We start from the raw sequence: 24833 nt of genomic DNA, 5'->3' as shown, positions 1-24833 counted from the left end.
GCGCTCTGTCACGGGGCTTTGGTAACTTCCGAAACCTCGTGTAACCATTTTGTCATCATTTCTAGATAGCCAAAACCTATGAGCGATTTGCCGGATACCGATTTCACCCAACGTTTCATCTTCGACGACCGCGACGTGCGCGGCGAGTGGGTGTCTCTCGATGACAGCTACGCCGCGGTGCTGGCGCGTCACGAGTACCCGCAACCCGTGCAGGCACTACTTGGTGAACTGATGGCCGCCACCTCGTTGCTGGTCGGTGCGATGAAGTTCGACGGCTTGCTGATTCTGCAGGCGCGTTCGGCTGGCCCGATTCCGATGCTGATGGTGGAGTGTTCCAGCGAGCGTGACATCCGTGGCATGGCGCGCTACGAAGCGGAGCAGATTCCTGCTGATGCCACCCTGGCCCAGTTGATGCCCGACGGCCATCTGACGCTGACCATCGACCCGATCAAGGGCCAACGCTATCAGGGCACCGTCGACCTCGACGGCGCCAACCTGTCGGAATGCTTCACCAACTACTTCGTGCAGTCGCAGCAGACCAATACCCGTTTCTGGCTCAACGCCGAAGGCGGCAAGGCGCGTGGTCTGCTGTTGCAGCAGCTGCCGCGTGATCGTCAGCCTGACGATGAAGAGCGCGAAGACAGCTGGCAGCATGTGATCGCCCTGGCCAAGACCCTCAAGTCCGAAGAGTGGGAAGAAGACAACGAAACCCTGCTGCATCGCCTCTACCACGAAGACGCCGTGCGCCTGTTCGACATTCAGCCGCTGCGCTTCAAATGCAGCTGCTCCCGCGAACGTTCCGGCAATGCGCTGGTCAGTTTGGGCGAACATGATGCCAAGTCGCTGGTTGAAGAGTGTGGCGGCAAGGTGGAGATCGATTGCCAGTTCTGCAACCAGCGCTATTTCTTCGATGCCAGCGATGTGGCGCAACTGTTTGCCGGTGGTGGCACCGACGCGGCGTCAGAAACTCGCCACTGAAACGTTTAATTGCAGGTAAATCTCCTGTCGAATTGCGCAAAAGCGCGGTTACGACAGGAGGGGCCTACTTTTTTTGGGCGTTTCTGGCATAATCCGGCCACTTTTTTCGCTGTAGTAGTTTTTTCGAGACAACTACAAAACGTTTGGAGCACTCGGCCTCGGGCCGGATGGGGTATCTCATGACGCAAGCCAACAACACCGTGTACACCGACCTGAGCGTCGATGAGCTGGTTAAAGAAGCGCTGTCCCGCGGTGAAGGCGTGCTGGCCGATACTGGCGCACTGGTCGTCGAAACCGGCCACCGTACTGGCCGTTCGCCGGCTGACCGTTTCATCGTCGAAGAACCGTCCACCCAGGACCAGATTGGCTGGGGCCCGATCAACCGCAAGTTCCCGGCCGACAAGTTCGATGCCCTGTGGGACCGCGTCGAGGCGTTCAACAACGCCCAGGATCACTTCGTTTCCTACGTTCACGTAGGGGCTGCTGCCGACCACTACCTGGCAGTGAAGATGACCACCCAGACTGCCTGGCAGAACCTGTTCGGTCGCTGCCTGTTCATCAATCCGGCGCAGTACAATCCGGCCGGTCGCGATGAGTGGCAGGTGCTGAACGTCGCCAACTTCGAGTGCGTACCCGAGCGTGACGGCACCAACTCCGATGGCTGCGTGATCATCAACTTCGCCCAGAAGAAGGTGCTGATCGCTGGCATGCGTTACGCCGGCGAAATGAAGAAAGCCATGTTCTCGGTGCAGAACTTCCTGCTTCCAGCTGCCGACGTGCTGCCGATGCACTGCGCTGCCAACATCGGCGAAGCAGGCGATGTCACCCTGTTCTTCGGCCTGTCGGGCACCGGCAAGACCACCCTGTCGGCCGACGAAAGCCGTTACCTGATCGGTGACGACGAGCACGGCTGGGGCGAAGGCGTCGTCTTCAACATCGAAGGCGGTTGCTATGCCAAGTGCATCGACCTGTCGGAGAAGAACGAGCCGGTCATCTGGAAAGCCATCAAGCATGGCGCCGTGCTGGAAAACGTCGTCATCAACGATGCCAAGCACGCCGACTACACCGATGTCAGCCTGACCCAGAACAGCCGCGCCGCCTACCCGCTGGAGCACGTTGCCAAGGTCTCCGAGAAGAACCTGGGCGGTGAGCCGAACGCGGTCATCTTCCTGACCTGCGACCTGACCGGCGTATTGCCGCCAGTGTCGATCCTGAACAACGAGCAGGCGGCCTACCACTTCCTGTCCGGCTACACCGCGCTGGTCGGTTCCACCGAAATGGGTTCGGGGGGCGGCATCAAGTCGACCTTCTCCACCTGCTTCGGCGCACCGTTCTTCCCGCGCCCGGCTGGCGTCTACGCCGAGCTGCTGATCAAGCGCATCAAGGCCTTCGGCTCCAAAGTCTACCTGGTCAACACCGGCTGGACCGGCGGTGGCTACGGCGTTGGCAAGCGCTTCAGCATCCCGACCACCCGTGGCGTGATCGCTGCCATCCAGAGCGGTGCTCTGGTCGGCGCCGAAACCGAACACCTGGACATCATCAACCTGGACGTGCCGAAGGCCGTTCCAGGCGTCGAAACCGAGCTGCTCAACCCACGCAACACCTGGGCTGACAAAGCGGCCTACGACGAAGCGGCCAAAGGCCTGGCCAAGCTGTTCACCGAAAACTTCACCAAGTTCGACGTGTCCGACGCCATCAAGGCGGCTGGCCCGCAGCAGTAAGCTGTCGCTGGTTGCACCGAGAAAGCCGCCCATTTGGGCGGCTTTCTCGTTCAAGGCCATTGCTGTCTTGCATGCAGAATACGGATGATCTCTACGTCGTCGCCCACTATCCGATAAACCATCACATAGTTCGGACGGATGACGATTTCACGCGTTCCTGGGTACCTTCCCGGCTTGTAGATCGATGGGCTCCGAGCAGCACGTCGAGCTTTTTCTGCAAAGCTTTCGTCGAGTGAGATCGCCGCCGCCGGGTTGTCCTGTGCAATGTGGTCCATGATGCGCAGGCGATCTTTGCGTGCCATGTCACGCCACACCAGGCGCATCAGCGGATTTTGGCTTTGAGTTCGCTTCGGCGGGCAGCGAACAGTCGCTCTGCTTCCTCATCCTCCATGGGCCGCGCAGGGTCTTCCAAGCTCGCTTCTACCTGATCGACAAACCATGCATCGTACGCCGCCGCTTCATGGGCTCGTTTCAGGGCTTGTGCACGATCAGGGCGCTGGTAGGTGCTCATCTGGCCGGGATCAAACGCTGAGGTGTCCACCTCGAAATGGTCGATGCCCATCTCGAGCAGGTAGCTCACCAGCGTTTCGAATTTCTTGAATAGCCGTACGTTGCCGCTGCGCTGGGCAATCAGCACGTGCTCTTGATGATTGACGTCGACCTGGATCGCCCAGCCGCCTGGCTGGCCGACAATATGGGTGGCGTTGATTCGTCCGTTTTCCACCATGCGGCTCAAGTTCGCATGATCTAATTGATGGGTAGGCATCGGGGCATTTCTCGGTTTCATCGGGATGAACCATGTTATGCAATCTATAGTAGATTGCGACTATAGTCCTTCCTGTCTTGCTGTGGGAAGTTTCCTCACGGTGACGCCAATTGTGGATATCTCATGACCGAATCCCTCAACCGCAACGCCTTCTCCCATTTCCACCCCATCCTCACCCGCCCGCAGGACAACGACCACAATGGCCACATCGCCGGTGCCACCGTGCACGGCTTCTTCGAAACCGCGATCCAGGCCTTTCTCGTCGAGCAAGCCGAGTTCGACCTGCGTGAAGGCGAACTGGCGGCATTCGTGGTCAGTTCAGCGGCGGACTTCTTCGCCTTACCGGGCTTCCCGGATGTGCTGGAGGTTGGCCTGGGCGTGACGCGCCTGGCGGGGAGCACGGTGGAGTACCGGTTGGCGCTGTATCGCCCAGGCGAAGTGGATGCCTGTGCGGCGGGGACGGTGGTGCAGGTGTTCATCGAACGAGCAAGCGGCCGACCGGTGCCGCTGCCGGAGGCGCTGCAGGTCATTCTCGCCGGTCTGCAACTCGAACAGCAGGCATAAAAAAGCCCCGCCGATGAGGGCGGGGCTTTTGCACAACCTGGGCGTTGGCCCGAGGTATCAGTCGCGCCAGTGGCGCTTGTGCTTGCGGTGGCCATAATGACGGCCGCGGTCATAGTGACGACGGTCGTCGTAGCCACGACGGTAGCGGCGATCGTCATGACGCTCGTCGTCATCGGCCTTGTTGCCCAGGTAGTTGCCCAGCGCGCCACCGGCACCGCCGCCTGCGGCTGCACCAATGTAGCTGCCGGTGGTGCCGCCCACCGAGCGACCGACCACGTTACCGCCCGCAGCGCCCAGCGCACCACCGATAGCGGCCTCGCCACGCTGGCGCTTGTCGGCACCCAGGGCACCGCCGGCTGCGCCGCCCAGGCCGGCACCAATGGCGCCGCCGGTGCTACCGCCGATGGAGTTGCCCACTACGGAGCCGAGTACCCCACCCAATGCGCCGCCAATGCCGGCCTCGGTATTGCCGCCTGCCATGGCAACGCCGCTGAGCAAGCTGAAAGACAACAACAGAATCGAGGAGTACTTCTTCATCAAGAGAGCCTCATAGGGATGACGAGGGCGAATTTGAGGCTCTGCGATGCGCCTTGCAACGGAAATCCGACGAGTAGCACGAATTGTACACAATTCTCTAAGTTACTGTATTTGCTATGAAACTTAATCGATTTTCGCGTGTCTGAGGTTATTGTGACAAAGCCCTGAACCCTTGCGGAACAGGGCTTTTTCGTTTTCGCCCGTTATACGATCCGGCCGTCGTCGCGCGCCCGTTCCAGCTTGATGGCGACGAATTTGGAGGTTGGCGTATGGCTGCCCTCACCGATGCTTTCCAGCGGAATCAGCGGATTTACTTCCGGGTAATAGGCCGCCGCCTGCCCAGCCGGGATATCGAAGGCCAGTAGGGTGAAACCCTGCACCCGGCGCTCATGTTCATCGCCCCACAACGACACGATGTCGACCTTCTGCCCCGGCTGGAAGCCCAGGCGGATGATGTCGGCTTCATTGACGAACAGCACGTCACGCTGGCCGCGTACACCACGGTAGCGGTCGTCCAGGCCGTAAATGGTGGTGTTGTACTGATCGTGCGAGCGCATCGACTGCATGATCAGGTCCGGCACCTGGCCGCTGGCGCGCACGCGCTGGTCGAGCAGGGTGTCGGGCAGCAGGTTGGCCTTGAAATTGGCGCGGCCGCTGGTGGTCTTCCACTGGCGGCTGCCGGCGCTGTTGCCCAGATAGAAGCCGCCGGGGTGGCTCAAGCGCTGGTTGAAGCCGGCGAAGCCGGCGATGGTGTCGCCGATCAGGTCACGAATACGGCTGTAGTCCGCGACCAACCAGTGCCAGTCAACCGGGCGTTTGCCCAGCGTGGCGGCGGCGATGCCGGCGACTACTGCCGGCTCCGAACGCATCTGCTTGGACAGCGGTTTTAGCTGGCCGTTGGAGGCGTGGACCATGCTGAACGAGTCTTCCACCGTGACCGCCTGCGGGCCGTCGGCCTGCAGGTCGATGTCGGTGCGGCCCAGGCAGGGCAGAATCAGCGCCTGCTTGCCGTGGATCAGGTGGCTGCGGTTGAGCTTGGTGCTGATGTGCACGGTCAGTTCGCAGTTGCGCAAAGCTTTTGCTGTGCGCTCGCTGTCCGGGGTCGCCTGGGCAAAGTTGCCGCCCAGGCCGATGAACACCTTGGCGCGACCATCGAGCATGGCGTGGATCGCCTCGACGGTGTTGTGGCCATTGTGTCGCGGTACGCGGAAGCCAAAGCGCTTTTCGATGGCATCGAGCAGCGCCACCGGCGGGCGCTCGTTGATGCCCATGGTGCGGTCGCCCTGCACGTTGCTGTGGCCACGCACCGGGCACAGGCCGGCGCCGGGTACGCCGATGTTGCCGCGCAGCATCTGCAGGTTGACGATTTCCTGAATGGTCGGCACCGAATGGCGGTGTTGAGTAATGCCCATCGCCCAGCACATGATCACCCGCTTGCTGCGGCAGTACATGCGTGCGGCCAGTTCGATGTCGGCCAGCGCCAGGCCGGATTGTTCCTGGATGTGCTGCCACGAGGTAGCGTCCACCGCCGCCAGGTATTCATCGACGCCGTGACCATGCTCGGCAATGAACACGTGGTCGAAGATCGCCGGCTCGCCCTTGGCCTGTGCCTCGCGCTCCCACTGCAAGACGAACTTGGCCATGCCACGCAGCATCGCCATGTCGCCGCCCAGCGCCGGGCGGAAGAACGCGGTGTTGGTCGGGCGGTCGCTGTTGGTCAGCATTTCCAGCGGGTTCTGCGGGTGCTGGAAGCGCTCAAGGCCACGCTCCTTGAGCGGGTTGACGCACACCACCTGGGCGCCGCGCTTCACCGCATCGCGCAGCGGGTCGAGCATGCGCGGGTGGTTGGTGCCGGGGTTCTGGCCCCAGACGAAAATCGCGTCGGCATGCTCGAAGTCGTCGAAGGTGACCGTGCCTTTGCCCACGCCGACGCTCTGGCCCAGCGCCACACCGCTGGCCTCGTGGCACATGTTCGAGCAATCGGGGAAGTTGTTGGTGCCGAACGCGCGAACGAACAGTTGGTACAAGTACGCCGCCTCGTTGCTGGCGCGGCCCGAGGTGTAGAACTCGGCCTGGTCGGGCGTGGCGAGTGCGTTCAGCTCACGGGCAATCAGGGCGAAGGCATCGTCCCAGGCAATCGGCTGGTAGCGGTCGCTGGCCGGGTCGTAGACCATCGGCTCGGTCAGCCGGCCCTGGTATTCGAGCCAGTAGTCGCTCTGCTGAAGCAGCGCGCTGACGCTGTAGCGCGCGAAGAAGGCCGCATCGACGCGGCGCTTGGTGGCTTCCCAGTTGACTGCCTTGGCGCCGTTCTCGCAGAACTTGACCATGCCGCTTTCGGGCGAGTCGCCCCAGGCGCAGCCTGGGCAGTCGAAGCCGCCGTTCTGGTTGGTCTTGAGCAGGGCGCGGAGGTTTTTCAGCGCGTTGTCGCTGCCGACCCAGGCCTTGGCCACGCTGCGCAGCGCACCCCAACCGCCGGCAGGGCCGTGGTAGGGCTTGTAGCGAGGGGTGGAGGCGGGGGCATTGTCGGGAAGAGGCTGGTACGAGGTCACGGCTGGTTCGACTCCGCCGCTGGGCTGTAGACCCGCGGTGCACTGTGTTTGGGCAGATGAATGAGGTTGAGGTTGTGCTTGCGCGCCCACTGCAGGGCGAGGCCGGTGGGCGCCGAGAGGCTGACCAGAGTCTGGATGCCGGCGCGCAGGACCTTCTGGATCAGCTCCAGGCTGCAACGGCTGGTGACGATGGCCAGGCCGCCTTCTGTCGCGATGTTCTGGCGCAGCAGAGCGCCGATGACTTTATCCAGCGCGTTATGCCGGCCGATGTCTTCGCGGCCCAGCAAGATTTCGCCCTGGGCGTTCATGAACAGCGCCGCGTGCACGGCACCGCAGTGCTGGCCCAGAGGCTGGAAGACACCGATGCGTTCACGCAGGCCGGCCAGCCACTGCACAGGTGGCAATGGCGCGCCAGGCAGTTCGGCCAGATCCGGCAGCGCCTGCTCCAGGGCTTCGACGCCACACAGGCCACAGCCACTGGTGCCGGCCAACTGGCGGCGCTGGTTCTTCAGGTTCCAGAACGCGCGGCTGGAAATCTCCAGGTCGGCGTACATCGCCGAGCCGCTACCAGACAGTTTCAGGTCGTAGATTTCCGCTGTGCCTTCGACAATGCCGCTGCCAACGCTGAAGCCGACTGCAAAGTCTTCGAGATCGGTGGGGCTGACCAGCATCACAGCCTGGTTGAGGCCGTTGTAGGCGATGGCCAGGGCGACTTCCTCGGCCAGCGGCGTGCTGGCGCGTGCGGTGTCGTTGAGCTGGACGTAGTCGTAGGTGTTGCTGGCGGCAGGCATGGCCAAAGGCGTGGCGGCCGCGCAGACCGGAGGCTTGTTCATTCGGCTGACTACCGGCGGCTATTTGATAGCACCCAGCCTAGGCCCACGCGCCGGCCACGTCTAATCGCTAGGGTCTATGCCTTGATAGACCGCGTCGATTGGTCGCAGTGGGGCGGGAGGGGCAATCCTGGCCTAGACTCCTTTCTCCGAGGTTTTCAGTCAACAAGGAGCGCGCTATGAGCCTGTTCAGTTTCGTGAAGGAAGCCGGCGAGAAGTTGATCGACCTGCTGACCCCTGGCAATGCCAATGCTGAAGAGCAGTTGAAGAAGCACGTGGAGAGTGTCGGCCTGGGCAACCCGAATATCACCGCCACGGTAGAGGGTGACAAGATCATCCTCAAGGGCGAGGTGTCCAGCCAGGAGGAGAAAGAGAAGATCATCCTGGCGGCGGGCAACATCAATGGCGTTGCGAGCGTCGATGACCAGATCACCGTGACCGGGCCGGTTGCCGTTGCGGCGCAGTTTGTCACCGTGGTGAAGGGTGACACGCTCAGTGCCATCTCCTTGAAGGTTTATGGCAACGCCAACCAGTACAACAAGATCTTCGAGGCTAACAAGCCGATGCTCAAGCACCCGGACAAGATCTACCCGGGGCAGGTTTTGCGCATTCCCGAATAATATCTATTGCCTGACCCGGCCTCTTCGCGGGGCAAGCCCGCTCCCACAATGGTCCTGGCAACACCCACCATTGTGGGAGCGGGCTTGCCCCGCGAAAGGGCCATTACAGGCCCTGCAGTAATTCCCGGTAATCCTCGACCGCCGCAAACTCCTGGGTATCCCGAGGCGCCGCCTGGCTGTCCGGCTGGCGCACCGCCAGAAGATGCCCCACGCCATATCGCTGCGCACTGCGCAGAATCGCCAGCGTGTCATCGATGAACAGACTCCGCGCTGGCACAAACCCGATATCCGCCTGCAGCGCATCCCAGAACTGCGGACTCTCCTTCGGGTAGCCATAATCATGCGAACTGATCAGCCGTTCGAAATACGGCGCCAGTTCCACCCGCTCCAGCTTCAGCGACAGCGAATCACGGTGGGCATTGGTGATCATCACCACCCGCTTGCCCGCCTGGCGGATCGCTGCAAGGAAGGTATCGGCATCGGGCCGTAAGGCGATCAGGTCGGCGATCTCGCGCTTGAGCTCGCGAATCGGCAGGTTCAGCTCGCGGCTCCAGAAGTCCAGGCAATACCAGTTGAGGGTGCCGGCATTGCGCTCGAACAGCGGTTGCAGCTCAAGTTCCGCCATGGCCCGGCTCACGCCATGCAGCTCGGCGTAGCGCTGGGGCAGGTGCTCCAGCCAGAAGCGGTTGTCGTAGTGCAGGTCGAGCAGGGTGCCGTCCATGTCCAGCAGGACGGTATCGATGGCGGACCAGGGAAGAACAGGCATGGGAAACTCTCGTTCAGTCGGCAAGCCACGGTATAGTAACCCGTTCACGCCAAGGAGCCGCCCCATGCGCCAGAAACCCACCGTCCTCAGCCGCGAAATCGTCGCCAGCAGCCGCCTGTTCCGCGTCGAGGCCGTACAGTTGCGTTTCAGCAATGGCACCGAGCGTACCTATGAGCGCCTGGTCGGTCGTGGCAACGGTTATGGTGCGGTGATGATCGTCGCCATGCTAGATGCTGAACACGCGGTGCTGGTCGAGGAATATTGCGGCGGTACCGACGAGTACGAGCTGTCGCTGCCCAAGGGCCTGATCGAACCGGGCGAAGACGTGCTGGCGGCAGCTGACCGGGAACTCAAGGAAGAGGCCGGCTTTGGCGCACGTCAGCTGGAACACCTGACCGAGCTGTCGCTGTCGCCGGGCTACATGAGCCAGAAGATCCAGGTGGTGCTGGCAACCGACTTGTACGAAGAGCGTCTGGAGGGCGATGAACCCGAGCCGATGCGAGTCGACAAGGTCAACCTGCGCGAGCTTTCGGCGCTGGCCATGCACCCTCAGTTCACCGAAGGGCGGGCGCTGGCGGCGCTGTACCTGGCACGTGACCTGATGATTCAGCGGGGGCTGCTCGACGTATGAACGACCAGCAATTGATGCACGAAGTGGTGAAACTGGCCGGCCTGGCGGGCCAGGCGATCCTGCCGTTCTGGCGCGCCGATGTGGCGGTGACCAACAAGGCCGACGATTCGCCAGTGACCGCCGCCGACCTGGCCGCGCATCGGGTCATTGCCGAGGGCCTGCAGGCCCTGGCGCCTGAGATCCCGGTGTTGTCCGAGGAAGACTGCAATATCCCCCTGGCCGAACGCCAGGGCTGGCAGCGCTGGTGGCTGGTCGATCCGCTCGACGGGACCAAGGAATTCATCGCCGGTAGCGAAGAGTTCACCGTCAATATCGCCTTGATCGAGAACGGTGACGTGGTGTTTGGCGTGGTGTCGATGCCGACCAGTGGGCGCTGCTACTTCGGTGGCCGCGGCTTGGGCGCCTGGCGCGCAGAGACGGACGGCCAGGCCGAACCGATCCAGGTTCGTAACGCTCCGCCTGCCGATGGCCGCTTCACCGTGGTGGCCAGCCGTCGCCATTCCAGCCCGCAGCAGGAAGCGTTGCTGGCTGGTCTTGGCGCTGCGGTTGGCGAGCTGGAACTGGCCAATATCGGCAGTTCGCTGAAATTCTGCCTGCTGGCCGAAGGCAGCGCCGACTGCTACCCGCGTCTGGCGCCGACCTCGCAGTGGGATACCGCTGCCGCCCAAGGTGTGCTGGAAGGCGCGGGTGGTGAAGTGATCGGGGTGGATGGGCTGGCGTTCCGTTATCCGGCTCGCGATTCGCTGCTCAACCCATTCTTCCTGGCGTTGCCCAAGAATGCAGGTTGGCGCCCGACGTTCCTGAAGCTTATCTAAGCGCCTGCGCAATACCCCTGTGGGAGCGGGCTTGCCCCGCGAACACCGGCGAAGCCGGTGCCATCCACCGAGGCGCCTGCTTCGCGGGGCAAGCCCGCTCCCACAGGTTATTGATGTAACACGTACTGCCCGCTGAACCGGACGGCGGGCTCGTCGCTGTCGACGTTACTCACGGTAGTTTCCAGCGTCAGCCGCGCACGGCCCCGGCGCTGGTACATCGTCACGAAACGTTCCCAGGTTTTGTCCTCCGGCGCTGCACAGCGTGCCACCGCCGTGCCGGTCACCGGCAACGGGTAGCTGATCTGGCCTTCCTGGATGACGATATGCCCGTCATCGATGCCCAGCTCGCGCAGGCGCAGGTGCAGCCAGCCCCAGCCCACCAGCACGGCGGCGCAGTACAGGCTGCCGCCAAACATGGTGTTCTTGTGATTGACGTTGGCGGCCAGCGGCAACTGCAGGCGCAGGCTCATGCCTTGCCAATCGATGACTTCCAGGCCCATCTCGCGGGTGAGGGGAATATCGCTGTGCAGCACCGACTGCAGGTACTGGCTATCGCTGTTCATGGCGGTTGTCCTCGTGGTCATCTTGTCCGCTGTTGCCGCCGTCGAAGTTGAGGCCGTGCTTGCGCAGTTTGTCATGCAGCGTCTTGCGCGGCACTCCAAGTGCCTCGGCCAGGCTGCGCATGGAGCTGTGCGGCTGGGCCAGTTCGGCGGCGATCAACGAGCGTTCGAACTGCTCGACCTGTTCACTGAGATTGCCCAGCGATATCGGCGCCGAAGGGGCAGCCGCAGCAGGTGCCTGACTATCCAGGGCCAGTTCCAGGCCCAGGGCGAAGCGTTCGGCGGCGTTCTGCAGTTCACGCACATTGCCAGGCCAATTGTGGCGCAACAGCATGGCCCGTTGCGCCGGCTGCAGGCTGTGCACTGGCAGGCCGTGGCGCTCGCTGGCGGTGTCGGCGAAATGCTGGAACAGCACCAGGATGTCGTCACCGCGTTCGCGCAGCGGCGGGATGCGCAATGGCGCGACGTTCAGGCGGTAATAAAGGTCGGCCCGGAAGCGGCCCTGGTCGGCGGAGGTGCGCAAGTCTTCCTTGGTCGCGGCGATGATGCGGATGTCCAGCGGGATCAACTGATTGCCACCCAGGCGCTCGACCACCCGTTCCTGCAGCAGGCGCAGCAGTTTTACCTGCACGTCCAGGCTCATGCTCTCGATTTCGTCGAGGAACAGCGTGCCGCCGTTGGCGAACTCGAACTTGCCGATGCGGCGCTTCTGCGCGCCGGTGAAGGCCCCGGGTTCATGGCCGAACAGTTCGCTTTCGACCACCGACTCGGCCAGCGCCCCGGCATTGATGGCCACGAACGGGCCGTCGCGGCGGCTGGACAGGTCGTGCAGGGCGCGGGCAACTACTTCCTTGCCGGCGCCGGTCTCCCCGAGGATCAGCACGTCGGCGCGGGTGCCGGCCAGTGCGCCGATCTGCTCGCGCAGGCGCTGCATGGCAGGCGAATGGCCGACCAGGCGGGTGGCCAACTGCTGGCGATCGCTCAGAGCCAGGCGCAGGCTGCGGTTGTCCAGCACCAGCCGGCGCAAGGCCAAGGCGCGGCGCACGCTGTCGAGCAGGGCATCGGTGGCGAAAGGTTTTTCCAGGAAATCGTAGGCCCCTGCGCGCATGGCTTGTACTGCCAGCGGCACATCGCCGTGGCCGGTGATCAGCAGCACCGGCAGTTCGTTGTCGCGGCCATGCAGTTGCTCGAGCAGTTGCAGGCCGTCGATGCCGGGCATGCGGATATCGCTGACAACCACGCCGGGCCAGTCGGGCTCGATGCGCTCGGCCAGGCCCTGGGCGTCGGCCAGGGCGACGACCTTGAGACCGGCGAGGTCGAGGGTTTGGCTCAGGGCCTGGCGCAGGTGTGGGTCATCGTCCACCAGCAGGACCTGGGCCTGGCTGTCGATGTAAGGCTCGGGGGTCATGCCGAAGGGTCCTCTGAAGGTTGCAGGTTGGCGCCAGGCGTGGCCACGCGCAGTTGCAAGGTAAGCAGGGCGCCACCTTCCGGGTGGTTGGCCAGCAGCAGTTCGCCACCCAGCGCACGCATCAGGCTTTCGCAGATGGCCAGGCCCAGGCCGAGGCCCTGGGTGCGGGTCTTGGTGGTGAAGAATGGCTCCTTGGCATGCTCCAGGGCCTGGCGGCTGAAGCCCGGGCCGTTGTCGCGGATGAACAGATAGACGTAGTCATCGCGTTTTTCGGCACTGAGCCACAGGCGGCGCGGGTTGGCCTTTTCGGTCAAGGCATCGAGGGCGTTGGCCAGCAGGTTGCCGAGCACCTGGCGCAGGCGGGTTTCGCCGGCCTGCACCCACAGGGTGGCATCGGGCAGGTCGCGGATCAGCTCCACCGCCATGGCCCGGCGGCGCTTGGCCAGCAGGGCCAGGGCGTCGTCCAGCGCAGGCTGCAGCGCCACGCTTTCCGGCGCGTGGCGATCGCGGCGGGCGAAGGCGCGCAGGTGGGCGATGATCGAGGCCATGCGCCCGGTCAGTTCGCCGATCAGCTTGAGGTTGCCGCGGGCATCTTCGGTACGTTGGTGGTCGAGCAGGACCTCGGCGTTTTCTGCGTAGCTGCGGATCGCCGCCAATGGTTGGTTGAGTTCGTGACTGATGCTCGCCGACATGGTGCCGAGCACCGACAGCTTGCCGGCCTGCACCAGTTCGTCCTGGGCACGAACCAGCTCCTGCTGGGCGTTCTCGCGCTCCAGCACCGCGCTCTTGAGCCGGGTATTCAGGCCTTCGAGGTCGGCGGTGCGCTGCACTACGCGGTTTTCCAGCTCCTGGCGACCGCGGGCTTCGAAGTCGATGCGGTCGATGTAGTGCCGGCGCCGTTGCATCACCAGGCCGGCCAACAACATCAGCACCAGCAGCGCACCGCCGCCGATGGCCATGACTGTCTGCACCGAGCGGTCGACCAGTGAGCGCGGGGCGAGGATGCTGACTTGCCAGCCGGTCTCCTTGATGTCGCGGGTCTGGGCCAGCCAGGCATCCTGGTTGAGTACGAGTGGCTGCGGCGCCTGGGTCGGGTAGGGCTGGATGGCGATGATCGCCTGGCGCTCGGCATCGGTCAGCTCGCGGGTGGCGCGGAAGCGCCAGTCCGGCCGCGAGGTGAGGATGACCACCCCATTGTGGTCGGTCAGCAGCAGCTGCTCGGGCGTGCGGCCCCAGAGGGTTTCGGTGTGGTCGAGGTCGACCTTGACCACCAGCACACCGACGATGCGCTCGCGGTCGCGCACGGCGGCGGCAAAAAAGTAGCCGCGCTTGGCCGAAGTGGTGCCCTGGCCGAAGAAGCGCCCAAGTTGCCCAGCCATGGCTTCATTGAAGTACGGGCGGAAGGCGAAGTTGCGGCCGACGAAGCTGTCGCGCTTGTCCCAGTTGGAGGCGGCCAGGGTATTGCCGCTGATATCCATCAGGTACATCACCTCGGCACCAGTCTGGTGGACGATGTCCTTCAGCAGGCGGTTGGCGTTGGTCACCGCTTCGAGCTTGAACGGGTCGTCCAGCACGCCGCGCAGCGCCGGCAGGTCGCCGAGGATCTGCGGCAGGGTCTCGTAGCGATGCAACGTGCCGAGCAGGTTGGCCACGTACAGGTCGAGGGTCTGGCGATTCTGCGAGGCCAGCTCATCCTGGTAATAGCGTTCGGCAAGATGATGCAGCGGCCACAACAAGGGGGCCAGGCACAGGGCCAGCAGGGCCAGGCTGCGCCAGCGGGGACGGCGAGGGTGCGTGGGTTTTGCGATCATTGCGAAAATGCGCCAGTGGAGTCTGGCGCAATTATGCGCTACTTGAGGCAGGCGATCCTCATGGGAACAGGTCGGCGTCTTTCAGCAGGGCGCCGGCCTGGTCCTTGGCCGACAGCAGCGGCGCTTCCACGCCCCAGTCGATGGCCAGTTGCGGATCGTCCCAGCGGATGCAGCGCTCGGCGGCGGGGTTGTAGTAGTCGGTGGTCTTATAGAGGAAGTCGGCCGACTCGCTCAGCACCACAAAACCATGGGCGAACCCTGGCGGAATCCAGAACTGACGGTGGTCTGCCGCGCACAGGCGGGTCGCGACCCAGCGGCCAAACGTGGGTGAACTGCGGCGAATATCCACGGCAACGTCGAGCACTTCACCCTGGGTTACCCGCACCAGTTTCCCCTGCGGGTTGTCGATCTGGTAGTGCAGGCCACGGAGTACGCCGCGCTGTGAGCGAGAGTGGTTGTCCTGAACGAAGCGGGCGTCAAAACCGGTTTGCCTGGCGAATTCGCGGGCATTGAAGCTTTCGAAGAAAAAGCCGCGATCGTCGCCGAAAATTTTCGGTTCGATGATCAGTACATCAGGGATGTCGGTTGCAATTATGTTCATGGTGATTATCTGACCCGTGTACTCAGGGGACCGTACCAGTCTCGTTGAATTTAGCCCGCCTTGGCCTGTTGCAGCCTAGATTGCCCTCATGACTGCGCACGGACGCACGAACATCATTTCATCTTTGCCACTTGTTTATCGGCCGTGGCAGTGGCGAGATAAGCGAAAAGTAAAAGAGGTTTCATCTTCATGCCCCTGCGCACCCTGATCCAGCGTTCCAGCCTGCCCAGCCCGTCGCTCAGCGAAGCCCAGGCGCACGCCTTGCTGCAGGGCCATTACGACCTGGCCGGCAGCCTGTCTGCGTTGGGCAGTCAGCAGGACCTCAACTTCCGTTTGGACACCGGGCAAGCGCGGTTCGTGCTCAAGGTCTGCCATGGCAGCTATGCCCAAGTGGAGCTGGAGGCGCAGCATGCGGCGCTGGCGTACCTGCGTGAGCGCGGGTTGCCGGTGCCTGCGGTGCGCACGGCCCGGGAAGGCCAGGATTTGCTGGCGCTGGACATCGACGGCCAACCGCTGCGCGCACGCCTGCTGAATTATATCGAGGGGCAGCCGCTGACACGCCTCAAGCACATGCAACCCCGGTTGATGGCCGAACTGGGCGCGCTCTGCGCCCGCATCGACCAGGCCCTGGCCGATTTCGACCACCCAGGCCTGGTGCGCACTCTGCAATGGGATCCGCAGCATGCCCAGGCGCTGATCGAGCATCTGTCACCCGTGTTGCAGGATGCCGGCCAGCGTGCCCGCATCGAGCAGGCCACCCGCCTGGCTGCTGAAAAGCTTGCACCGTTGGTCGGGCAACTGCCCTGCCAGGCCGTGCACCTGGACATCACCGACGATAACGCGGTCTGGGCCCGCGATGCCGAACGCGAATGGCAACTGCAAGGCGTCATCGATTTCGGCGACTTGCTACGCACCTGGCGCATTGCCGACCTGTCGGTGACCTGCGCGGCGCTGCTGCACCATGCCGAAGGCGACCCGCTGCGCATCTTGCCGGCGGTGCGCGCCTATCAGGCCGTCAACCCGCTGAGCGAGGCCGAACTGCGCGCCCTTTGGCCGCTGGTACTGAACCGTGCCGCCGTGCTGGTACTGAGCAGCCAACAGCAATTGGCAGTGGACCCTGGCAATCAGTACACCCGCGACAACATCGCCCACGAGTGGGAAATCTTCGACACCGCTACCGCCGTGCCTTTCGCCCTGATGGAAGCCGCCATTCTGCAGGCTGCGGGACTCGAACCGTGCGCGCCTGACCTGGCTTACGCTGCACCGCTGCTCCCTGACTTGGCTGGGCAAGGGGTGGCTCGGGTCGATCTGGGCGTGCTCAGCAGGCACTGCGAAGCTGGAAACTGGGAGCAACCGGGCTTCGATCAGCGCGTGCTGACCACGCAACCGGCGCCAGCGTGCAGCCTGCATGGGCAATACCGCCTGTCCCAAACGCACATCGACCGTCCCGAAGAGCCGGCCACTTGCGCCTTGGGCGTAGAGTTGCACGTACCTAACGGCACAACGCTGCAAGCACCTCAGGCAGGTATCTGGCAGCGCCAGGGCGATGGTCGCGGATGCTTGCGTACGGCCCAATGGACGTTGTGGCTCAGTGGTCTGGAAGACGCACCGGCAGACGGCCAGTCCTTGACCAAGGGCCAGACGTTGGGCAGCAGCTGTGGCTTCCTCAGTGTTCAGCTTTGCCTGGACGACGCTATCCAGCCACCGTTCTTTGCCACGCCTTCCCACGCTGCCGCCTGGCTGGCGCTGTGCCCGTCGCCGGCAGCACTGCTGGGCTTGGACTGCGACGCCGAGCCGCTGGCCGACCCGCAGGCCCTGCTGGCCCGTCGTGACGCCAGCTTCGCCCGTTCGCAGAAGCACTACTACGCGCAGCCGCCGCACATCGAACGCGGCTGGCGCAATTACTTGTTCGACATGCAGGGCCGTGCCTACCTCGACATGCTCAACAACGTCGCGGTGCTCGGCCATGGCCATCCGCGCATGGTGGCCGAGTCGGCGCGCCAATGGTCGTTGCTCAACACCAACTCGCGTTTCCATTACGCCGCCATCGCTGAATTCTCCGAACGCCTGCTCGAACTGGCACCGGCGGGTTTCGACCGGGTATTTCTGGTCAACAGCGGCACCGAGGCCAACGACCTGGCGATCCGCCTGGCCTGGGCCTACAGCGGCGGGCGCGACCTGCTCAGCGTGCTGGAGGCCTACCATGGCTGGTCGGTGGCCACCGATGCGATTTCCACCTCGATCGCCGACAACCCGCAAGCCCTGGAAACCCGGCCGGACTGGGTGCACCCGGTCGAGGCCCCGAACACCTTCCGCGGCCGCTACCGGGGCGCCGACAGCGCTGGCGACTACCTGCGCGACGTCGATGCCAAACTGGCCGACCTCGATGCCCGTGGCCGTCAGCTGGCCGGCATGATCTGTGAGCCGGTGTATGGCAATGCCGGTGGTATTTCGCTGCCGCCGGGCTACCTGCAGGATGCCTACGCCAAGGTGCGTGCGCGCGGCGGTGTGTGCATCGCCGACGAAGTGCAGGTCGGCTACGGCCGCTTGGGCGAATACTTCTGGGGCTTCGAGGAACAGAGCGTGGTGCCCGACATCATCACCATGGCCAAGGGTATGGGCAACGGTCAGCCACTGGGCGCGGTGATCACCCGCCGTGAGATTGCCGAAGCACTGGAAGCGCAGGGTTACTTCTTCTCTTCCGCAGGCGGCAGCCCGGTCAGTTGCCGTATCGGCATGGCAGTGCTGGATGTGATGGAAGACGAGGGGCTGTGGCAGAACACCCGTGAAACCGGGCGCTACTTCAAGGGCCGCCTGCAGGCGTTGGTAGATAAACATCCGCTGGCCGGTGCCGCCCATGGTTCGGGCTTCTATCTGGGGCTGGAGCTGGTGCGTGACCGCGAGACGCTGGAGCCTGCTACCGAAGAAACCATGACATTGTGCAACCGCTTGCGCGATCTGGGCATTTTCATGCAGCCGACCGGCGACTACCTCAATATCCTCAAGATCAAGCCGCCGATGTGTACCACAAAAGCCAGTGTGGACTACTTTGTGAACAGCGTGGATCGGATTCTGTCCGAAGACCTGTAAGCATCAGGAATGCCGTGCATGCCGATTGTTATCGGCTTGTGCGGCATTTTTATTGACCGTTCGTATGTATCAAGCTTTTAAAGCCGATATATATCGGTTATAAATCCAGCATTCCATTGACCATCGGCCTAGGGCCTTTGCAGAGGTTACCCATGAAAACCCTCAACTCCACCCCCCGCGCCGACGGTTTCCACATGCCCGCCGAATGGGCACCGCAAAGCCAGGTGTGGATGGTCTGGCCAGAGCGTGCAGACAACTGGCGCCTGGGTGGCAAGCCTGCCCAGGCGGCCCATGTGACCTTGGCCAAGGCCATTGCCCGTTTCGAGCCAGTCACCGTGGCGGTTTCCGCCGGCCAGTACGAAAACGCCCGTCGCCAGCTCGACCTGCCGAACATCCGTGTGGTGGAAATCAGCAACGATGACGCCTGGGTGCGTGACACCGGCCCGACCTTCGTGATCAACGACGCGGGCGAAGTACGCGGTGTGGACTGGGGCTTCAACGCCTGGGGTGGTTTCGACGGCGGCCTTTATGCGCCATGGAACCGCGACGAGGAACTGGCGGCCAAGGTCATGGAAATGGAGCGCTGCCAGCGCTACCACACCGAAGGCTTCGTGCTCGAAGGCGGCTCGATCCACGTGGACGGTGAGGGCACCCTGATCACCACCGAAGAGTGCCTGCTCAACCACAACCGCAACCCGCACCTGAACCGCGAGCAGATCGAAGAGATCCTGCGTGAGCACCTGGCTGTCGAGACCATCGTCTGGCTGCCGGACGGCCTGTACAACGACGAAACCGATGGCCACGTCGACAACTTCTGCTGTTACGTCAGCCCAGGCGAAGTGTTACTGGCCTGGACCGATGATTCCAACGACCCCAACTACAAGCGCTGCCATGCCGCCTACGAGGTGCTGAAAAACACCCGTGACGCCAAGGGCCGCGAGTTCGTGGTGCACAAGATGCCGATCCCGGGCCCGCTGTTCGCCACTGAGGAAGAGTGCGCCGGTGTCGATCACGTGGCCGGTAGCCAGGAGCGCGACCCGTCGGTACGCCTGGCCGGGTCCTATGTGAACTTCCTGATCGTCAACGGCGGCATCATCGCACCAAGCTTCAACGACCCAGCGGATGCCCAGGCTAGAGCGATCCTGGCCAAGGTCTTCCCGGACCATGAGGTGGTGATGATCCCGGGCCGTGAGCTGCTGCTGGGTGGGGGCAACATTCACTGCCTGACCCAACAGCAACCGGCACCGGTCAAGCGCTGAGACTACGCCGTTCAACGAGGCCCGTCAGATGACGGGCCTTTTTTTTGCGGCGATGTCCGGTACGCCGAAATGGCATATGTTTTGTATTGATTTCAGGGAGTTACTTGGACAGGTCGGTCATGCCGTTCTGTAACAATCGCGAAGTAGATTAGCCGCTCACGGGCACCAGGAGTACGTGTAGACATGAATGCAGCAAGTGAGACGGCATTGCGCCCATCGGCAGTGAATCACCAATCGCTCAGAACTTTGACGCAGTGGTTGAAACACCATGGAAGCAAACGGGTCAGGACGACCGACCCACGACGTCTGCTTGACGGCCGCTATCCCCAAGGCCTGATCAGCGATGCAGAGCTGGAAGCGCTGCTGGGAGTTTGGCACTGATAGGTATCAGTGCTGGCCCCTTCGCGGGCAAGCCCGCTCCCACAGGTATCCCACAGCTCTCAGGCTCAGTGAGGTACTTGTGGGAGCGGGCTTGCCCGCGAAGAGGCCAGTACAGCCAGCAAAAAAATCAGAAGCTGTAAGTCCCTGTAACCACCAAGCTACGCGGATCACCAATCTGAATCTGCGCCGCACTGGTCGCCGAACTGTAATACGTCTTGTCGGTAATATTGCTCAGTGCCGCCCGCACATCCCAGTCATGGGTACGGAACCCCGCCAACGCATCCCAGCGCCCATAACCCGGCATCACCGTGGTGTTCTGGTTGTCGGCATAGCGCTCACCCACCAACGTCAACCCGGTCTCGGCGTACCAGCCAAGCTCTGGCTTCCAGGTCACGAACAGGCTGCCGTTGCGCTTGGCCACATCGTTGATGCGGTTGCCTTCCAGGCCGTTGTTGTCCTTGACGATGGTTGCATCCTGCAAGCCGATACCCCCACGCACATACCAATTGCCGACGATGTTGCCGGTGGCGGTCAGCTCGATCCCGCGTGAGCGCTGCAGCCCGCTCAGCAGGGTGATTTCCGGGTTGTTTGGGTCACGTGTGCGGCGGTTGTACAGCTCAAGTTCATAAATGGCGAAGGTGGTGGTCAGACGCTCGTCGAACCAGTCGCTCTTGACCCCGATTTCCTTCTGCCGGGTCAGCTCGGGGCCGGTGTCGTTGGTGTTCCCCGGCGCGCCTGGGGTGATGCCGATCAGGCCGCCGCCGACGGGCGAGAAGGTCTTGCTCCACGACGCATAGAACGAATGGTCGCGCCACGGCGTATAGACCACGCCCAGGCGCGGGCTGGTGGTGTTGCTGTCCTGCTTCTCGGACAGGTTGCGCACCTTGTTGGTGGTTTCCACCTCGAACTGGTCGAAGCGCACCCCGGCCAGAATCTGCCATTGATCGTTGAGGCGGATTTGGTCCTGCAGGTACAGGCCACGGCTGTCGACCACCGTGTGGTTGTCGCTCGATACGACCATGCGGCCAGTGTGCTGCAGGTCGCGATTCGGGTTGTTCAGGTCCAGGCTCGGGACCGGGCGGCCACCGGCTGAGACGGCAGCGGCGGTATACAGCGTCGGGTCGCGACGCTGGTTGCCGAATTCCAGGCCCAGCAGCAGTTTGTGTTCCAGGCCCCAGGTGGCGAAGTCGCCTTCGGCTTCCAGGTTGTTGAACAGGTTGCGGGTGTTCAGGTCCTGTTGCCAGCGTTGGCGGGTGACCGTGTTGTTGCTGGCGTTGTAACCGGTCAGGTAGGTGTTGTCGAACTCGCTGTCGAGCTTGAACAGGCCGAGAGTGTGGCGCAGCTGCCAGGTGTCGTTGAGCTGGTAGTTCAGGCGCGAGCGCAACGATTGTGCGCGATCGTCGATGAAGTCGCGCTGAGTGTCGCCATAGGTGGTGCTGCGGCCGACATCGGCCGGGCGCCCATTGACCCCGGGGATGCCGCGGTCGGGGGTGCGGTTGTAGCGGCTGTACTCGTATTGCACCAGCCAGTTCAGGTCGGGTGTGAGCTGCCAGCTCATCGACGGGGCGAACAGCTGGCGGCTGCCATCGATGCCATCGCGGAAGCTGTTGTTGTCCTGGTTACCCATGTTCAGGCGCAGGCTGACGGTGTCGCTGGGGTCGGCGCTGAGGTCGGCATACAGGCTGCGCAGGTCTTCGCTGCCCCCCTGGGCTTCGATGGACGAGCGGCGGCCTTTTTCCGGTGCCTTGCTCACCCGGTTGACGATGCCGCCCTGGCTGCCACGGCCATACAGCACGGCGGCCGGGCCCTTGAGTACTTCGACCCGCTCGATGTTGTGCAGGTCGCGAATGTACTGGCTGTCGTCGCGGATGCCATCGAGGTAGAAGTCGTTGCTGGCTTCGAAACCGCGGATGCGCACGCTGTCGAAGCGTGTGTCCGCGCCGCTGCTGACGTTGGGGATACCTTCGAGTGCCTTGCCCAGCGAGTCGCTGCCGTAGTCCAGGACATTGCGGGTCTTCACCGTGTCGATGGCCTGGGGCACGTAGCGCACAGGGGTGGAGGTGCGTGTTGCGGTGCTGACCTCCTTGACCCGTGGGTTGTCTTCTTCGCGCTCGCTGTCGGCGGTAACCGACAGTTCAGGCAGGGTAGTGGAGGCGGCACTGGCCAGGCTGGCGCTGAACAGCAGCGACAGGCCTAGCGTAAGGGGTGAAAGTCGGCAGGGGGCAGGCATGGAGACATCCGGACCTAAGGCAGGTGAAAAAGAGGTGCGAATGGTAATGCTTGCTATTTGCTGTTGCTTGGGTATTTGTAAAGACTCGTCTTTACATAGGTAACACTTTGTAAATAGTCATTTGGCATTGGGTCGCGTCCGGGAAATTATCCGGTGCGTCAGATCGACACATCTGACAAAAGACAAAATCCCCACTGATGGCGGGGAGGGGCATGAAAATGCCCTTCACCTGCCGGTTATTTTGGTTATATCGACCTGCATTTCACGACTTTTTGACATTTGTAATCGCACACGGCTAGGATTCGGCCAACGCCTGATGGCCATGACCTGGCCATGCTGCTGCACAAGGCCCGCCACGCAACCCTCGGCGGCCTTTCAGTTGGATCCGCATAGCGTCGAACCTACGAAGGGGCGTTGGTTCCTGGCGTCATATTGCAGAGCGTTTTTGATTAAGAAATAAGGAAAAGAACAACATGTTGAAAACCAGGATCAGCCTGGTCGCCCTGGCGATGATCGCCGCGACCCAGGCACAGGCCAACGAGCAGGCCGACAGCAAGGGCTTCATCGAAGACAGCCACGCAAACGTTTTGCTGCGTAACGCTTACATCAACCGTGACAAGAAGCACGGCACCGACGACCAGATCGAGTGGGGCCAGGCGGCCATCGCCAACTTCTCCTCTGGTTTCACCCAGGGCACCGTCGGTGTCGGCGTTGACGCCTTCGGCCTGTACGCTGTGCGTCTGGATGGCGGCAAGGGCCACAACGGCGGCGCCGGTGTCGACTTCTTCAAACCGGGCAACACCAAGAACGCTGACGGCAACGCCAGCGGCCCGCACGACCTGGCCCGCGCTGGTGCAGCCGTGAAGTTCCGCATCTCCAACACCGTGCTCAAGTACGGTGACCAGATGCCTGCACTGCCAGTGCTGAATTACGACGACGGTCGTCTGCTGCCAGAAAGCTTCACCGGCACCCTGATCACCTCCAAGGAAATCGAAGGCCTGGAGCTGAACGCCGGCCGCTTCACCCAGGAAGCGCGCAAGAGCGCCGAGCGTCGTGACGGTGGCGGCCTGAAGTCGATCAACGTCTTCGGCGGCAGCTACAAGTTCACCGACAACTTCACCGCTTCGCTGTACACCGCAGACAACGAAGACGTGATGAAGAAGCACTACCTGGGCTTGAACTACGTCTTCCCGATCGCCAGTGACCAGTCGCTGACCCTGGACTTCAACGGCTACAAGTCGGACATCGACAAGCAGTACGTCCAGTCCGCCAAGCTCAACGGCGACTCCAACACCATCTGGAGCCTGGCGGCGACCTACGCCTACGGTGCGCACTCGTTCACCCTGGCGCACCAGCGCAGCACCGGCAGCACCGGCTACAACTACGGCTGGTACCAGAACGAAGGCGGCGTGGGTGACGGTGGTTCGACCATCTTCCTGGCCAACTCCTACTGGTCCGACTTCAACGCCGAAGACGAGCGTTCGTGGCAGCTGGGCTACGGCCTGGACTTCGGTGCTTACGGCATCCCTGGCTTGACCTACAAGCTGGCCTACGTGGTGGGTGACAACATCAACACCCGCAGCGTCGACAGCCCGCAAGGCTTCGGCGAAGGTAAAGAGCGCGAGATCTTCAACCAGATCCGTTACGTCGTTCAGGAAGGCCCGGCCAAAGACCTGTCGATCAAGCTGCGCAGCTCGTTCCTTCGCACCAACAACGCTGTACAGCAGAACGGCTACAACGACGACGGCAACGAAGTCCGCGTATTCGTCGAGTACCCGATCAGCATCTTCTGATACTGATCCCGTGTACCGAACAGCCCCGGCCTAAGCCGGGGTTGTTTCTTTTCGGCGTAACGCTGGCGCTGGTATCGGCTTCATGGGTCCATCGCAGGAAGGACGAATGGTTCGGCGAGCGCTCAGGACAGTTCGAAATACCATTCAAGAAAAGCGTTGAAGTCCGGCCATTGAGGCGTTACCTCTCCCGCCAGAAATTGCTCCAGCAAAGGGCCAGCCTCCAGCTCGAGCACTTCCCCGGTGCTGCGGTTGTAGAAGAACCCACGCTCGCTCTGGAAATCGTCCAGAGGCAAGTATTGCTCTGGCAGTCCCATTTCATGTGTCGCCCTGATCGTATCTTCGTAGCTGGAGTAAGTCAGGAACCAGCCGACCTGGAACATTTCGACGTTCTGACTGCGAAATGTCGGGCAATCCTCGACGTGCAGGAAGAAGCGCATGAAGTCGGAGTCCGGCGCTACACCAAGGTCCAGCAAGGGTTGCCGGTAGTCCTCGATGGGGGCATCGAACCACCAGCCTTTGGTTTTGCAGTGTGCGATCAGTTTATGGGAAAGCATGCCGGACTCCATGTCATGTGGCTGTATTGGCCGAGGGGTTGCGCGGCAATAATACGCTGCCGCCACGGGTGCGGCGTGCTCACATGGTTCGATCCCCTGTGGGAACAACTGTCTTCCACAAAACTTAAAAAGGTGCGCGATCCCTGTGGGAGTGGCGGTGCGGCGATCCGACTTGTCCCGCGAACACAGGCGTAGCCCGTGCCATACACCGCAGCGCCTGCATCGCGGATAAATCCGCTCCTACCGGCGAAATGCCTCAGACGGCGTGCAATCCCTGTGGGAGCAACTGTCTTCCACAAAACTTAAAAAGCTGCGCGGATTGAGCTGTGGGAGCGGCTTCAGCCGCGAACACGGGCGTAGCCCGTGCCA

At 62.6% G+C, this 24833-nt stretch carries 21 protein-coding genes; 9 read left to right on the top strand and 12 right to left on the bottom strand.

Annotated features, from left to right (window positions below; all coding sequences use genetic code 11):
* Window positions 1-78: 78 nt before the first annotated feature.
* Window positions 79-978, top strand: coding sequence for an Hsp33 family molecular chaperone HslO (hslO, locus tag ACIPZF_RS16540; protein WP_400801292.1), 900 nt, complete (start codon window positions 79-81; stop codon window positions 976-978).
* A 179-nt stretch (window positions 979-1157) separates the two neighbouring features.
* Window positions 1158-2699: a phosphoenolpyruvate carboxykinase gene (locus ACIPZF_RS16535; RefSeq protein ID WP_400801291.1), complete on the top strand. Its 1542-nt coding sequence runs from the start codon at window positions 1158-1160 to the stop codon at window positions 2697-2699.
* Window positions 2700-2749: 50 nt separating this feature from the next.
* Here the strand turns inward: ACIPZF_RS16535 and ACIPZF_RS16530 are convergent, their stop codons facing one another.
* Entirely contained in the window at window positions 2750-3022 is a 273-nt protein-coding gene (locus ACIPZF_RS16530) for a type II toxin-antitoxin system RelE/ParE family toxin (RefSeq protein ID WP_400801289.1), read from the bottom strand.
* Entirely contained in the window at window positions 3022-3465 is a 444-nt protein-coding gene (locus ACIPZF_RS16525) for a hypothetical protein (protein WP_400801287.1), read from the bottom strand. Before ACIPZF_RS16525 ends, ACIPZF_RS16530 begins: the two co-directional genes overlap by 1 nt.
* 123 nt (window positions 3466-3588) lie before the next feature.
* Between ACIPZF_RS16525 and ACIPZF_RS16520 the strand changes: the two genes are divergently transcribed.
* Window positions 3589-4029: an acyl-CoA thioesterase gene (locus ACIPZF_RS16520; protein WP_400801285.1), complete on the top strand. Its 441-nt coding sequence runs from the start codon at window positions 3589-3591 to the stop codon at window positions 4027-4029.
* A 57-nt stretch (window positions 4030-4086) separates the two neighbouring features.
* Here the strand turns inward: ACIPZF_RS16520 and ACIPZF_RS16515 are convergent, their stop codons facing one another.
* The 3 genes from ACIPZF_RS16515 to fdhD all read right to left on the bottom strand — a co-directional run bounded on the left by ACIPZF_RS16515 (window position 4087) and on the right by fdhD (window position 7948).
* Window positions 4087-4566, bottom strand: a complete 480-nt coding sequence (locus ACIPZF_RS16515) for a glycine zipper domain-containing protein (RefSeq protein WP_400801283.1) — start codon at window positions 4564-4566, stop codon at window positions 4087-4089.
* A 203-nt stretch (window positions 4567-4769) separates the two neighbouring features.
* Window positions 4770-7115 carry an FdhF/YdeP family oxidoreductase gene (locus ACIPZF_RS16510; RefSeq protein ID WP_400801281.1) on the bottom strand — a complete coding sequence of 782 codons (2346 nt, stop codon included), beginning with the start codon at window positions 7113-7115 and terminating at the stop codon, window positions 4770-4772.
* Entirely contained in the window at window positions 7112-7948 is an 837-nt protein-coding gene (gene fdhD, locus ACIPZF_RS16505) for a formate dehydrogenase accessory sulfurtransferase FdhD (RefSeq protein WP_400801280.1), read from the bottom strand. The genes ACIPZF_RS16510 and fdhD overlap by 4 nt, the downstream gene beginning before the upstream one ends.
* 176 nt (window positions 7949-8124) lie before the next feature.
* Here fdhD and lysM point away from each other — a divergent pair, with 176 nt between their 5' ends.
* Window positions 8125-8565: a peptidoglycan-binding protein LysM gene (gene lysM, locus ACIPZF_RS16500; RefSeq protein ID WP_400801278.1), complete on the top strand. Its 441-nt coding sequence runs from the start codon at window positions 8125-8127 to the stop codon at window positions 8563-8565.
* A gap of 103 nt (window positions 8566-8668) precedes the next feature.
* Here the strand turns inward: lysM and yrfG are convergent, their stop codons facing one another.
* The gene (gene yrfG / locus ACIPZF_RS16495; protein ID WP_400801276.1) at window positions 8669-9331 is read right to left on the bottom strand and encodes a GMP/IMP nucleotidase; all 663 of its coding nucleotides are present in this window, start codon (window positions 9329-9331) and stop codon (window positions 8669-8671) included.
* Between the two features lie 64 nt (window positions 9332-9395).
* Here yrfG and nudE point away from each other — a divergent pair, with 64 nt between their 5' ends.
* Window positions 9396-9962 (top strand): ADP compounds hydrolase NudE, encoded by a 567-nt coding sequence (gene nudE / locus ACIPZF_RS16490; RefSeq protein WP_400801275.1) that lies wholly within the window; start codon window positions 9396-9398, stop codon window positions 9960-9962.
* Window positions 9959-10777, top strand: coding sequence for a 3'(2'),5'-bisphosphate nucleotidase CysQ (gene cysQ / locus ACIPZF_RS16485; RefSeq protein WP_400801273.1), 819 nt, complete (start codon window positions 9959-9961; stop codon window positions 10775-10777). Before nudE ends, cysQ begins: the two co-directional genes overlap by 4 nt.
* Window positions 10778-10884: 107 nt before the next feature.
* Here cysQ and ACIPZF_RS16480 read toward each other — a convergent pair whose 3' ends face one another.
* The 4 genes from ACIPZF_RS16480 to rfbC are packed head-to-tail and all read right to left on the bottom strand — an operon-like array spanning window position 10885 to window position 15157.
* Window positions 10885-11340 carry a YiiD C-terminal domain-containing protein gene (locus tag ACIPZF_RS16480; RefSeq protein WP_400801272.1) on the bottom strand — a complete coding sequence of 152 codons (456 nt, stop codon included), beginning with the start codon at window positions 11338-11340 and terminating at the stop codon, window positions 10885-10887.
* A complete protein-coding gene (locus tag ACIPZF_RS16475) occupies window positions 11327-12745 on the bottom strand; it encodes a sigma-54-dependent transcriptional regulator (RefSeq protein ID WP_400801270.1) in 1419 nt (472 codons plus the stop codon). Before ACIPZF_RS16475 ends, ACIPZF_RS16480 begins: the two co-directional genes overlap by 14 nt.
* Complete coding sequence (locus tag ACIPZF_RS16470) at window positions 12742-14556, bottom strand: ATP-binding protein (RefSeq protein ID WP_400801268.1); 1815 nt, start codon at window positions 14554-14556, stop codon at window positions 12742-12744. The genes ACIPZF_RS16475 and ACIPZF_RS16470 overlap by 4 nt, the downstream gene beginning before the upstream one ends.
* 58 nt (window positions 14557-14614) lie before the next feature.
* Window positions 14615-15157 carry a dTDP-4-dehydrorhamnose 3,5-epimerase gene (gene rfbC / locus ACIPZF_RS16465; protein ID WP_400801266.1) on the bottom strand — a complete coding sequence of 181 codons (543 nt, stop codon included), beginning with the start codon at window positions 15155-15157 and terminating at the stop codon, window positions 14615-14617.
* 189 nt (window positions 15158-15346) lie between these two features.
* On the opposite strand from rfbC, the gene ACIPZF_RS16460 reads away from it, so the two are divergent.
* Complete coding sequence (locus tag ACIPZF_RS16460; RefSeq protein ID WP_400801265.1) at window positions 15347-18247, top strand: aminotransferase; 2901 nt, start codon at window positions 15347-15349, stop codon at window positions 18245-18247.
* Window positions 18248-18399: 152 nt separating this feature from the next.
* Window positions 18400-19506, top strand: coding sequence for an agmatine deiminase (gene aguA / locus ACIPZF_RS16455; protein ID WP_400801263.1), 1107 nt, complete (start codon window positions 18400-18402; stop codon window positions 19504-19506).
* Window positions 19507-20014: 508 nt separating this feature from the next.
* Here aguA and ACIPZF_RS16450 read toward each other — a convergent pair.
* Window positions 20015-22117, bottom strand: coding sequence for a TonB-dependent receptor (locus tag ACIPZF_RS16450; RefSeq protein WP_400801261.1), 2103 nt, complete (start codon window positions 22115-22117; stop codon window positions 20015-20017).
* A 473-nt stretch (window positions 22118-22590) separates the two neighbouring features.
* Here ACIPZF_RS16450 and ACIPZF_RS16445 point away from each other — a divergent pair, with 473 nt between their 5' ends.
* Window positions 22591-23910, top strand: a complete 1320-nt coding sequence (locus tag ACIPZF_RS16445; RefSeq protein WP_400801259.1) for an OprD family porin — start codon at window positions 22591-22593, stop codon at window positions 23908-23910.
* A 122-nt stretch (window positions 23911-24032) separates the two neighbouring features.
* Here ACIPZF_RS16445 and ACIPZF_RS16440 read toward each other — a convergent pair whose 3' ends face one another.
* Window positions 24033-24464: a hypothetical protein gene (locus tag ACIPZF_RS16440; protein ID WP_400801257.1), complete on the bottom strand. Its 432-nt coding sequence runs from the start codon at window positions 24462-24464 to the stop codon at window positions 24033-24035.
* Between the last annotated feature and the right edge of the window lie 369 nt (window positions 24465-24833).

The sequence above is a fragment of the Pseudomonas sp. NPDC089752 genome (genome assembly GCF_044748725.1).
Lineage (GTDB): Bacteria > Pseudomonadota > Gammaproteobacteria > Pseudomonadales > Pseudomonadaceae > Aquipseudomonas.
This window is presented reverse-complemented; position numbering and strand designations above follow the sequence as displayed.

Bases quoted from the DNA above. Each gene is read 5' to 3' on its own strand.
- hslO (WP_400801292.1), top strand. From the start codon at position 79: ATGAGCGATTTGCCGGATACCGATTTCACCCAACGTTTCATCTTCGAC.
- ACIPZF_RS16535 (WP_400801291.1), top strand. From the start codon at position 1,158: ATGACGCAAGCCAACAACACCGTGTACACCGACCTGAGCGTCGATGAG.
- ACIPZF_RS16530 (WP_400801289.1), bottom strand. From the start codon at position 3,022: ATGCGCCTGGTGTGGCGTGACATGGCACGCAAAGATCGCCTGCGCATC.
- ACIPZF_RS16525 (WP_400801287.1), bottom strand. From the start codon at position 3,465: ATGCCTACCCATCAATTAGATCATGCGAACTTGAGCCGCATGGTGGAA.
- ACIPZF_RS16520 (WP_400801285.1), top strand. From the start codon at position 3,589: ATGACCGAATCCCTCAACCGCAACGCCTTCTCCCATTTCCACCCCATC.
- ACIPZF_RS16515 (WP_400801283.1), bottom strand. From the start codon at position 4,566: ATGAAGAAGTACTCCTCGATTCTGTTGTTGTCTTTCAGCTTGCTCAGC.
- fdhD (WP_400801280.1), bottom strand. From the start codon at position 7,948: ATGAACAAGCCTCCGGTCTGCGCGGCCGCCACGCCTTTGGCCATGCCT.
- lysM (WP_400801278.1), top strand. From the start codon at position 8,125: ATGAGCCTGTTCAGTTTCGTGAAGGAAGCCGGCGAGAAGTTGATCGAC.
- yrfG (WP_400801276.1), bottom strand. From the start codon at position 9,331: ATGCCTGTTCTTCCCTGGTCCGCCATCGATACCGTCCTGCTGGACATG.
- nudE (WP_400801275.1), top strand. From the start codon at position 9,396: ATGCGCCAGAAACCCACCGTCCTCAGCCGCGAAATCGTCGCCAGCAGC.
- cysQ (WP_400801273.1), top strand. From the start codon at position 9,959: ATGAACGACCAGCAATTGATGCACGAAGTGGTGAAACTGGCCGGCCTG.
- ACIPZF_RS16480 (WP_400801272.1), bottom strand. From the start codon at position 11,340: ATGAACAGCGATAGCCAGTACCTGCAGTCGGTGCTGCACAGCGATATT.
- ACIPZF_RS16475 (WP_400801270.1), bottom strand. From the start codon at position 12,745: ATGACCCCCGAGCCTTACATCGACAGCCAGGCCCAGGTCCTGCTGGTG.
- ACIPZF_RS16470 (WP_400801268.1), bottom strand. From the start codon at position 14,556: ATGATCGCAAAACCCACGCACCCTCGCCGTCCCCGCTGGCGCAGCCTG.
- rfbC (WP_400801266.1), bottom strand. From the start codon at position 15,157: ATGAACATAATTGCAACCGACATCCCTGATGTACTGATCATCGAACCG.
- ACIPZF_RS16460 (WP_400801265.1), top strand. From the start codon at position 15,347: ATGCCCCTGCGCACCCTGATCCAGCGTTCCAGCCTGCCCAGCCCGTCG.
- aguA (WP_400801263.1), top strand. From the start codon at position 18,400: ATGAAAACCCTCAACTCCACCCCCCGCGCCGACGGTTTCCACATGCCC.
- ACIPZF_RS16450 (WP_400801261.1), bottom strand. From the start codon at position 22,117: ATGCCTGCCCCCTGCCGACTTTCACCCCTTACGCTAGGCCTGTCGCTG.
- ACIPZF_RS16445 (WP_400801259.1), top strand. From the start codon at position 22,591: ATGTTGAAAACCAGGATCAGCCTGGTCGCCCTGGCGATGATCGCCGCG.
- ACIPZF_RS16440 (WP_400801257.1), bottom strand. From the start codon at position 24,464: ATGCTTTCCCATAAACTGATCGCACACTGCAAAACCAAAGGCTGGTGG.